This window comes from Prosthecodimorpha hirschii (genome assembly GCF_001305515.1).
Classification (GTDB): Bacteria; Pseudomonadota; Alphaproteobacteria; order Rhizobiales; family Ancalomicrobiaceae; genus Prosthecodimorpha; species Prosthecodimorpha hirschii.
The window spans coordinates 1,262,010-1,271,875 of sequence record NZ_LJYW01000001.1 but is presented as its reverse complement, the minus strand read 5'-3'; the positions used below and the strand labels follow the sequence as shown (position 1 = coordinate 1,271,875).

General features: G+C 69.0%; 11 protein-coding genes. 3 read left to right on the top strand and 8 right to left on the bottom strand.

From position 1 onward, the window contains the following. The first annotated feature begins 892 nt into the window (after window positions 1-892). On the top strand, window positions 893-2,068 hold the full coding sequence (locus tag ABB55_RS05520; RefSeq protein ID WP_054357918.1) for a vWA domain-containing protein: 1,176 nt from the start codon (window positions 893-895) through the stop codon (window positions 2,066-2,068). 290 nt (window positions 2,069-2,358) lie between these two features. On the opposite strand, the gene ABB55_RS05515 is transcribed toward ABB55_RS05520, so the two are convergent. The 5 genes from ABB55_RS05515 to ABB55_RS05495 all read right to left on the bottom strand — a co-directional run bounded on the left by ABB55_RS05515 (window position 2,359) and on the right by ABB55_RS05495 (window position 6,956). After that, entirely contained in the window at window positions 2,359-2,784 is a 426-nt protein-coding gene (locus ABB55_RS05515) for a universal stress protein (protein ID WP_054357917.1), read from the bottom strand. Window positions 2,785-2,981: 197 nt separating this feature from the next. After that, window positions 2,982-3,620, bottom strand: coding sequence for a hypothetical protein (locus ABB55_RS05510; protein WP_054357916.1), 639 nt, complete (start codon window positions 3,618-3,620; stop codon window positions 2,982-2,984). A gap of 97 nt (window positions 3,621-3,717) precedes the next feature. Next, window positions 3,718-4,770: a YcjF family protein gene (locus tag ABB55_RS05505; protein ID WP_054357915.1), complete on the bottom strand. Its 1,053-nt coding sequence runs from the start codon at window positions 4,768-4,770 to the stop codon at window positions 3,718-3,720. Continuing rightward, entirely contained in the window at window positions 4,767-6,260 is a 1,494-nt protein-coding gene (locus tag ABB55_RS05500; RefSeq protein WP_054357914.1) for a YcjX family GTP-binding protein, read from the bottom strand. Before ABB55_RS05500 ends, ABB55_RS05505 begins: the two co-directional genes overlap by 4 nt. A gap of 147 nt (window positions 6,261-6,407) precedes the next feature. After that, window positions 6,408-6,956, bottom strand: coding sequence for a SixA phosphatase family protein (locus tag ABB55_RS05495; protein ID WP_054357913.1), 549 nt, complete (start codon window positions 6,954-6,956; stop codon window positions 6,408-6,410). Window positions 6,957-7,288: 332 nt separating this feature from the next. On the opposite strand from ABB55_RS05495, the gene ABB55_RS05490 reads away from it, so the two are divergent. Continuing rightward, entirely contained in the window at window positions 7,289-7,747 is a 459-nt protein-coding gene (locus ABB55_RS05490) for a DUF2147 domain-containing protein (protein ID WP_054357912.1), read from the top strand. Window positions 7,748-7,763: 16 nt separating this feature from the next. On the opposite strand, the gene ABB55_RS05485 is transcribed toward ABB55_RS05490, so the two are convergent. Continuing rightward, window positions 7,764-8,000, bottom strand: a complete 237-nt coding sequence (locus ABB55_RS05485) for a helix-turn-helix domain-containing protein (protein WP_054357911.1) — start codon at window positions 7,998-8,000, stop codon at window positions 7,764-7,766. A gap of 8 nt (window positions 8,001-8,008) precedes the next feature. After that, window positions 8,009-8,584 carry a hypothetical protein gene (locus ABB55_RS05480; protein ID WP_054357910.1) on the bottom strand — a complete coding sequence of 192 codons (576 nt, stop codon included), beginning with the start codon at window positions 8,582-8,584 and terminating at the stop codon, window positions 8,009-8,011. A 72-nt stretch (window positions 8,585-8,656) separates the two neighbouring features. Here ABB55_RS05480 and ABB55_RS05475 point away from each other — a divergent pair, with 72 nt between their 5' ends. Further along, on the top strand, window positions 8,657-9,250 hold the full coding sequence (locus ABB55_RS05475) for a hypothetical protein (protein WP_152981930.1): 594 nt from the start codon (window positions 8,657-8,659) through the stop codon (window positions 9,248-9,250). A gap of 296 nt (window positions 9,251-9,546) precedes the next feature. On the opposite strand, the gene ABB55_RS05470 is transcribed toward ABB55_RS05475, so the two are convergent. Further along, window positions 9,547-9,831, bottom strand: a complete 285-nt coding sequence (locus tag ABB55_RS05470; RefSeq protein ID WP_054357908.1) for a GIY-YIG nuclease family protein — start codon at window positions 9,829-9,831, stop codon at window positions 9,547-9,549. Window positions 9,832-9,866 lie beyond the last annotated feature (35 nt).

The following is a 9,866-nucleotide window of genomic DNA, read 5'->3' as shown; positions in this document are numbered from 1 at the left end:
CCCTGCTGCCAGAGAAGGCAGAAGGGCAGCTTCTCGTATCCGCCGGTGGCCTCGAACACGACCAGGTCGACGCCGTGCCGGCGACAGAAGTCGCCGAGTTCGCCGATGCCGGTCGCGGTCCGGTCGAAGCGAGCGAATGCGCCGGTCATTCCGACACGCGCATCCAGATGGGAAGCGGAGACATCGACTCCACAGATGATCTTCATCACGGTAACCTGCCTTGTGCGTGCGACTGTCGATCCTGCGACTGTACGGTCGTGCGTGACGATGGCGCCGGTCCCTGTGCTCATCCACGGTTGCAGCCTGAGGGGTATCGGGAGCCGGACGCCGCGCGCGAGGATCGGTTGCAACCGATCCTCGCGCAATCCCCTCAAGCGCCACCCCGGGGAACAGGCGACAGATACAAGGGGGTCGATCGCGCGGCGCCGGTCGATCTCCCGGACCGGGATCGGATCGCAGAGACCGCTGATTTCGAGGGTGTTTCCATATCCACCCCCTCATCCCGCCTTCGGCGACCTTCTCCCCCCTTCAGGGGGCGAAGGCGAAGGAGCCGCGAGATCGGACGGGCCGATATCCCATATCCCTCAACGTGTTATCCCCTTCGCCCTCTGAAGGCGAAGGAGCCGCGAGATCGCACGGGTCGATTTTCCAATATTCATCAAAGCGTTACAACTTCTTCCCTCCATGGGGGAGACCGGGAAGGAATCTGAGGATCGGTCGTGGCGGGGGGCGGGGCCTTCTCGACGTCGCGGGGACGCGGTAGCCTGGTGGTGGATCGGGTGGCGGTCGCGGTCCGGCGACGGCAAGGGGACGCGGTCGGGCCGGATCGGGATGCCGGCGGGGTCCAGGGTCCGACGCCCGGCCCGGGGGGGCGGCCGAAAGGAGCGTGCGGATGTTCGTCAAGTTCTTCGCGGAGTTGAAGGGAGCCGGGATCCCGGTTTCGCTGCGCGAGTATCTGCTGCTGATGGAGGGCATGGAGCGCGATCTGGCGGAGAGCCGGGTCGAGGACTTCTATTATCTTGCCCGCGCCACCCTGGTGAAGGACGAGAAGAACCTCGACAAGTTCGACCGGGTCTTCGGCCATGTCTTCAAGGGGCTGGACCTGATGGCCGAGACGCTGTCGGCCGACATCCCCGAGGAATGGCTGCGCAGGCTGGCCGAGAAGTCGCTGACCGAGGAGGAGAAGCGGCAGATCGAGGCGCTGGGCGGCTGGGACAAGCTGATGGAGACGCTGAAGAAGCGCCTTGAGGAGCAGAAGGGGCGGCACCAGGGCGGGTCGAAATGGATCGGCACGGCCGGAACCTCGCCCTTCGGCGCCTATGGCTACAATCCCGAAGGCATCCGCATCGGCCAGGACCGCAGCCGCAACCGTCGCGCCGTCAAGGTCTGGGACAAGCGCGAGTTCAAGGATCTCGACGATTCGGTCGAACTCGGCACGCGCAACATCAAGGTGGCGCTGAAGCGGCTGCGGAAATTCGCCCGCACCGGCGCGGCCGACGAGCTCGACCTCGACGGCACCATCCAGTCGACCGCCCATCACGGCTATCTCGACATCCAGATGCGCCCCGAGCGGCGCAATGCCGTCAAGCTGCTGGTCTTCTTCGATATCGGCGGCTCGATGGACGATCACGTGCGCATCTGCGAGGAGCTGTTCTCGGCGGTGCGCTCCGAATTCAAGACGCTTGAATACTTCTACTTCCACAACTGCCTGTACGAATATGTCTGGAAGAGCAACAAGCGGCGGCAGACCGAGCGGATTGCGACCTTCGACGTGCTGCACAAATACCCGCACGACTACAAGATCGTCTTCGTCGGCGACGCTTCGATGAGCCCCTACGAGATCACCTATCCGGGCGGCTCGGTCGAGCATTGGAACGAGGAAGCGGGCGCAGCCTGGCTGTCGCGCGTGGCGCAGGTCTATCCGAAGACCATCTGGATCAATCCGGTGCCGGAAAAGCACTGGCAGTATACGCATTCGATCCAGATGATCCGGCAGCTGATGGGCGACCGGATGTTCCCGCTGACGCTCGAAGGGCTCGACCGGGCCGTCAAGGAATTGGCCCGCTGAAGCATGGCCCGATCGGGGCGCCGCGCTCCGATCGGGAAAAGCCTGCGCAAACAAAAATAGGGCGGGCATCATCCGGTCTCTTCGGAGCGGATGATGCCCTGGGCCTATCTCGAACGACCATTCGTCCCCGTCGGGGCGTCGTTGGGCCGGCCGCGCGCCGCGGCCCGGTCATACCGACGGTCATGGAATGATCGTCGGTCTTCGATCCGCGGATTTCTCATGCCTCTGACGCCGATGAGACATTCGCGTTCCTTCAACGGCCCGGCGCGTCAGCATCCGGGCCGTTGGTATCAGTCGCGCACCACCATCACCGAGCAGGGCGCGTGGCGCACGATCTTGGCGGCATTGGAGCCGATCAGATAGGTGGCCATCGAGGGGCGGTGCGAGGAGACCACGATCAGGTCGGCCTTCCACTCGGCGGCCTCGTCGACGACCTCGTGATAGACGCTGCCGATCCGGGTGGTCACCGAGGCGTGGCTGGCCGGCTGGCCGCTCGCCTGGATCAGGGCGCCCAGCTTGTCGCGGGTCTGGCTCTCAAGCTGATCCTCGAAATCCGGCGGCAGGAACTCGGTGACGTAACCGCCGACGACCGGAGTCACGGCGAGTAGCCGCACCTCGCCGCCGGACTGGCGGGCCAGGCCGACCGCGGTCTCGATGGCATGGACGGCGAAGTCCGTCTCGCCCGGATCGACCGGCACCAGAATCTTCCTGAACATGACCCACTCCCATGGTTTCGTTGCGCGCCATGGTAGACGAAAGGCGCGGGACGGCCTTGAGCAAGGTCAATCACGCCGATAGCGGTCCGTTGCCGGTCGCGCGCCGTTCCCGAGCGGGGCGGGCGGTGCCGGCGGACCGGCCGCGCCGTCGCGAGGGGAGGGGAGCCGGAGCGCGGACCGGGCCTGGCCGGCGCCGATCAGGGGCGCGCCGGGCGGCCGCCGCGGGCGGCGCGGGCGGCCTCGTCGTCGAGGCGCATGAAGCTGGCATGGACCACGGACAGCATCGCGGTCTGCCAGAGAATGAACAGGATCGCCAGGTTCTCGCCGTCCTTGCTGTCGCGGGCGCCGTAGAGCGCGGCGAAGACCGACAACGAGCCGGCGATCAGCGCCAGCAGCACGGTCGAGCCCGGCACGCGGCGTCCGGCGGCCAGGCCGGCTGCCACCATGGTGGCGATGCCGCCGATCAGGTTGCCGACATTCATCGCCAGCGTCATGGTCAGCAGGTCCCGGTTGCCCTTTTCCAGCGCCGCCGGCACCAGTTTCTCGACCGTCGGCACGACCAGCACCGAGGCATGATAGGCCGCCCCCCAGGCGGCGAGCACGATCAGCACCGTGCCGGCGAGCGCCGGCAACCGCCCGGCCGCGCCGGTGACCACCATCGACAGCGCCACCGCCACCCCGAAAATGACGCCCGGCACCAGCGACATGCCCTTTTCGGCGCCGGGGACGATGGAGGCCAGCGTGAAAACGTCCGGATAGTATTTGATCGTCAGGAACGAGAGGGCGCCCGACGTCACGCCGAGGACGGCGGCCGTCGGCATGCGGGAGATTTTCATGGCGGAACTCCGGTCGGCACCCGGACCGGAGCTTGGCCGGAGCCGGGGCGATACGCAAGGGAAAGCGGACCGCCGGTAGAGGCGATCCGCCCGGACGCTACCCCGCCGCCGTGTCGCCGCCGCCGGGGCGGCGGGTCAGGTCGCGCAGGATCTCGGCGAGCCGCGGCTTGGGCAGTCCCTCATGCGGCATCGGGCGGACCAGATCGAGGGCGGCGAGGCCGATCCGGGCGGTCAGGACGCCGTTGACGATGCCCTCGCCGAGCCGGGCGGAGAGCTTGGCGGCGAGCCCCTGGCCGACCACCTGCTGCACCAGCGTGTCGCCGATCGCCATCGAGCCGGTGACGCCGAGATGGGACAGGACGCGGCCGACGAAGCCGAGGGTGCCGGGCCGTCCGCCATAGAGATCGGACAGGCGGCGGATCAGGCGGACATTCTCGTAGAGGACGAAGGCCACGTCGACCAGCGCCTTGGGGCTGATCGCGGTGACCACCGAGACGCGCTGCGCGGCCTCCGAGACGAGGCGCTGGGCGGCGGCATCGAGGGGGGCGAGGATCTCGCGTTCGGTCAGGAGCAGGAGATCGCGGCCTTCGACCACCTCGCGCATGTGGGCGGCGAGCGCGGCGCGCCCGCGTGCGGTCTCGGGACGGCCGGCATAGAGCCCGGCGATCTCGGCCGCGAGGCGGCGGGCGGCGGCCTCGTCGTCGGCGCGGCTGGCCGTCTCGACGGCCTGGCGCAGGCGGTCGATCCGGGCGAGCCGCATCAGGCCGGAGATCTCGCGCGCGAGGATGGCGGCGAGCGCGAAGACGGCCAGCCCGGCGAGGCCGAGCGCGAGCCAGCCGAGCCAGTCGGCGCGGGCGAAGAGATCGCGCACCAACTGGTCGACCCAGAGCCCGATCGCCAGGGTGATCAGGCCGCCAAGCGCGCCGACGAGGAGCCGTGCGAAGCGCGGGCCGCGCCCGCTTGCCGGCACGCGGGCCTCGCGCGCCAGCGCCTGGTCGACCTCCGCCTCCGGCGGTTCGTCGATCTCGATCACGGCCCGGCGCCGGTCGGCGGCGGCGGATCCGGCCTGTCCCGGTCCGGCCGGCGGATCGACCTCGATCCCGCCGGGGCCGACGCGGAAGGCCTGGGGGCGGCGCGGCCGGTCGCTCATGTCAGGCGGTCTCCGATCAGGAATTCGAGCACGCGATCGAGCCGGATATGCGGCAGCGACAGGGTCATGCCTTCGGCGGTGCGCTCCAGGCGGGGCGGCCGGAAGCGGACGAAGGAGACGTCGGGCGCGAGCGAGGCGGTGGCGGCGGGGTCGCCGCCCGCGGCGGCGCCGGCCGCGACCTGGCGGAACAGGACGTCCGGATCGGCCGGCAGGTCGCCGGGGAAGATCGCGGCCTCGGCGGTGCCGTCGAAGACGGTGTCGCCGATCGTCTCGCCGGCGGCCGGCACGCCGAGGATCGCCGGCAGGCGCTCGCCGTCGCGCGTCACGGTCGCCTCCCGGGTCGCGCGCACGGCGGCGAGCGCGACCACGTCGACGGCGGCGCCCGCGAAGGCGGCACGCTCCATGGCGCTGCCGACCAGGCGGCGCAGGATCGCCTCCAGCCGGTCGTGGCTGGACCGGTGCAGGTGGTCGGCCTTGGTGGCGGCAAACAGGATGCGGTCGATCCGCCGGGTCAGGATCGAGGACAGCCAGGAGGCGCGGCCGGGCCGGAAGGCCTCCAGGATGTCGCCGAGCGCGTGGCGCAGGTCCTCCACCGCCGCCGGCCCGGCATTGAGCGCCTGCAGGGCATCGACCAGCACGACCTGCCGGTCGAGCCGGGCGAAATGATCGCGGAAGAAGGGGCGGACGACGATGTCGCGATAGGCGTCGTAGCGGCGCTCCATCATGGCGGCGAGCGATTTCGGCAGGGCGGCGCGGTCGGGCGCGACATCGAGCGGCGCGAAGGTGAGGGCGGGCGAGCCGTCGAGATCGCCGGGCATCAGGAAGCGGCCGGGCGGCAGGGTGGAGAGGGCATGGGCGTCGGCGCGGGCGGCGCGCAGATAGTTGGTGAACAGCGCGGCCAGCCGGCGGGCGACGGTCTCGTCCTCGGCGCCGTCCGGATCGAGGCCGTCGAGGGCGGCCAGGAAGGGGCCGGCGATCCCGGCACGCGCCGGCAGGCGGGCGAGCGCGACCGCCTCCGCGCTCCAGCGGGCATAGTCGCGGGCGAGGAGCGGCAGGTCGAGCAGCCATTCGCCCGGATAGTCGACGATATCGAGATGCAGCTGGCCGCGGCCGAGGCGGCGGTTCCAGTGGCTCGCCGATTCGTAGTCGATGGTCACGCGCAGTTCGGAAATGCGCCGGGTGGAGTCCGGCCAGACGCGTTCGGCGACCATGCGTTCGACATGGGCCTCGAAATCGAAGCGCGGCACGGCGTCGTCGGGCTGGGGTTCCAGATGGGCGCCGGCCAGCCGGCCGGATTTCGCGGCCGAGAACAGCGGCAGGCGGCCGCCATGGACCAGGTTGTGGACCAGCGCGGTGATGAACACCGTCTTGCCGGCGCGCGACAGCCCCGTCACGCCGAGGCGCACCGAGGGGGCGATCATCCCGCTGGCGAAATCGGTCAGATTGGCGAGCGCGATGCGCGCCTCGTCGGTGATGCTGGTCAGCCGCATGCGTCCTCCGCCCCCCATGTAGGCTGCCGCCCGGCCGGCGCAATGAGGGCGGGTCCGAATCGGTCGCCGCGGCACGCCAGCGGGCGGCCCAGGAGACGGGCCGGCGCGGGCGGGCGGCGTGCCATTGGGCAGTGCGGCGCCCGCCGCCTATTCGTCGTCGTCCTCGGCGTTCGTGTCGACCATGGCCAGTTCGCGCGGCCGGAAGAAGGCGACGATCCGGCCGGTCTTCGGCTCCACGTCGACCCAGCGCCGGGCCTCGAAATCGATCACCGCCAGGGCTGCGGTCGGGAATTTCTCGCGGATGTCGTCGGTCAGCGACGGATTGCCCTGGCCGATCAGGGTCAGGGCGAGGTCCTGCAGGGCAGGATTGTGGCCGATCAGCAGGAGATTGCGCGATGCGCCGCCCTGGGCGCGCAGCACATCCAGATAGCGGTCTTCGGAGGTCTCGTAGAGGTCGCGCGTCAGGCGCAGTTCCATGTCCTCGCCGAGATAGGGCAGCAGGCCGGCCAGCGTCTCGCGCGTGCGGCGGGCGGACGAACAGACGATGCGCTGCGGCTGCAATTGATGCGTCGCCATGTGGCGGCCCATCAGCGGCGCCGCCCGGCGGCCGCGGGTGTTGAGCGGCCGCTCGAAATCCTCCGCACGGTCGTCGTCCCAGGAGGACTTGGCGTGGCGGAGCAGCATGAGACGCGGCATCGGGTCCTATCCCTCGGCTCTCGACGGCCCGTCGGCCTTGCGGGCCTCACGCCGCGGCGGATATCACGCCGGCCCCCGCCGAGGCCATCGGGAATTCGCCGCAGCCGGTATCGTGATGCCGGGTTTTCCACCATTTGGAACGGCGCGGGTCCGGTCTGCAACGCCGGCCGCATTTCGCTGCGGAAGCGGCCGTCCGGTCTTTTCCGCACGAGCGCGGCCCGGCACAATCGGCGGCGCAAGGATGAAAAAGCCGGCGGTTCGGATTCGGCAGGGGCGCGGTCCGGCGTCCGGCGGGCCGGCGTCCGGTGGGCCGGCTCTACGGGGGGAATGGCATGATCGCAGTTCGCATCGCATGGCTGGCCGGGGTCGCGGTGGCGGCCGGCCTGTCGACCCTGGCCGGCGCCCGCGCCATGGAGACGGCGGCGGGCGACTGGGCGCAGGCCGACGACAAGACCGGCAAGATCCGCAGTCACGTCCGCATCGTCGAGCATGGCGGCGTCTTCTCCGGCCATGTCCAGCGGGTCTATCCCGACCCCGGCGAATCCAGCCACCCGATTTGCGACAAGTGCCCGGGCCGGCTCAAGAACCAGCCGATCGTCGGGATGACCTTCATGCGCGGCTTCCGGCGCGACGGCAACACCTATACGGGCGGCACGGTGCTCGATCCGGAGGACGGCAACACCTATCAGGGCACCATGACGCTGTCGCCGGACGGCCATTCCCTGACCCTGCGCGGCTATGTCGGCACGCCGCTGTTCGGCCGCAGCCAGGTCTGGCGGCGCATCCGCTGACGCGGGGACGCCGCCGTCAGGGGCCCTCGTCGGCGTCGTCGTCCTCGCCGCCGGGGCGATACTCGAGCAGATCGCCGGGCTGGCAGTCGAGCGCGGCGCAGATGCGCGCGAGCGTGCCGAAGCGGACGCCCTTCACCTTGCCGGATTTCAGAAGCGACAGATTGGCCTCGCTGATCCCGATCTCGGTCGCCAGTTCCCTGGATCTGACCTTCCTGCGGGCGAGCATCACGTCGAGATTCACGATGATCGGCATGGCGGACCTCAGACGAATTCGGCGTTTTCGGCGGCAAGCTCGGCGGCGGCGCGGAACACCTGGGCGAGCGCCAGGAAGCCGACCAGGAACATGACGTTGAGCAGGTCCTGAGGTGAGAACAGGATGCCGACGGCGCGTTGCCCGGGCGGATTCCCGAGCGTGACCAGGATGGTCAGGATCGGACGGATCACGATCCCGGCCACGACCGCGGCGAGGCCGAAGATGGCCGTCCGACGCAGACGCGCGGCCGCTTCCAGACTGAACACCTCCCCGACCAGGAAGCCGCCGAACAGCCGGTAGAGCTCCAGGCAGGCGCGGGCGACGAGCAGCCAGACCGCCAGATGGAAGGCGAACGCCGTGCCGCGCTGCCAAAGAGCGATATCGGCGATCGGGACCTTCAGCGCCGCCGCGTAGGTGCGCAGCACGCCGTCCCGGTCGCTCCAGTGCCAGGCGATCAGAGCCAGTTCCCAGACCGGATAGGCGAGGGCGGCGATGCGCAACGAACGGCAGATGCCGCCGATCCGGGCGCGCAGCGCCCGCTCGGCTGCGGTTGCCGGGATGGGAACGCGAAGTGTGGCCGTCATGTTTCGCTCCATGGATTGACGCGATAAGAAATTTACGTAAAACATAAAAAAGTCAATCCTGGAGTTAAAAACATGACTGCTTATCGGATGGGCGCGGCGCTCTTCGCCGTTTCCCTCGTCGCGACTGCCTGCGCCCAGATGGCCCCCTCGGGGCTGATGGCCATGAGGGATTTCGATCCCCTGACCGCCGATCCGGTCCGCCTGCGCGCCGCCGTCGCCGCGCCGGCCGCCATCGCCCCCAAGCCCGAGGGCGTCCGCCTGGACGTGGTCCATGCCCGCATCGGCGGCGCGGACAAGATTTCCCTTTCACTCGCGCTCGAGGCGATCCCGGCAACCGCCGACGGCCTCGGCCGCACCCCGCGCGCCCGCGCCGGTTCGGCGCTGCACCTGTTCCGCCTGCCGCCCAAGGAGATCGAACGCCTGCGCGCCTTCCGCGAGACGGTGGCGACCCGCAACGGGCGTGAACCCGGCGCCTGGGCCGGCAACCTGACCATCACGGCCGCCGGCTGCCTCCTCTCCGACCGCCTGCCGGACGGCCCGCTCCTGCTCGACACCTGGATCAAGACCGAACAGACGCCGGACTACACGCCCCTGATCCAGGGCTACGACTTCCGCCCCGATCTCGCCGGCAAGCCCGCCGCCGAAGCCCTCGGCACCTGCGGATAGGGTCCGTTCTCGGATGCCGTGACGCTGGGTCTCGTCCGGCGCATTCCCGGCCGGAGCGCCAGCGGAGAGCCGGGACCTACTCTGCTTGCAACGCATTGATAGATAACACGCTTTCTGTGAACGTCGCGGCAAGTTGCGAAGTGAATAGGCCCCGGATCGGCGGCCCTTCGGGCCTTGTCCGGGGATGCGGCCGGGAGATCGAGATGGTTCTTCGTACGTTCCGGAAGCAGCGTTAATATAAGATATGCTTGTCGTTATTGTCTGATTGACTCGAGGCGGTGCAACAAGCCAGAGCGCTAAAGAAGATTGGCGGACAAATCATGCCAATCCGGATTTTCCTTTTCTATCATCTGGATTTTCCAGGCGCGGCGCCAGCGCTTGATTCTGTACTCGAATTCAAGGGCTTCCGAAATGGTGCCGAACTCGGAGACCCAAACCAATCGGGTCACGCCGTAGCGCTCGGTAAATCCCTTGTTGATGCGTTCCTGGTGTTCCCACATGCGGCCTGCGAGATCGGTTGTCGCTCCAACATAGAGCGTGCCCTGCTTCCGGCTGGCAAGGATGTAGACCCAGGCGGACATACGGAAATCCGAGATCGAAGTGAGGCACAGGAAAT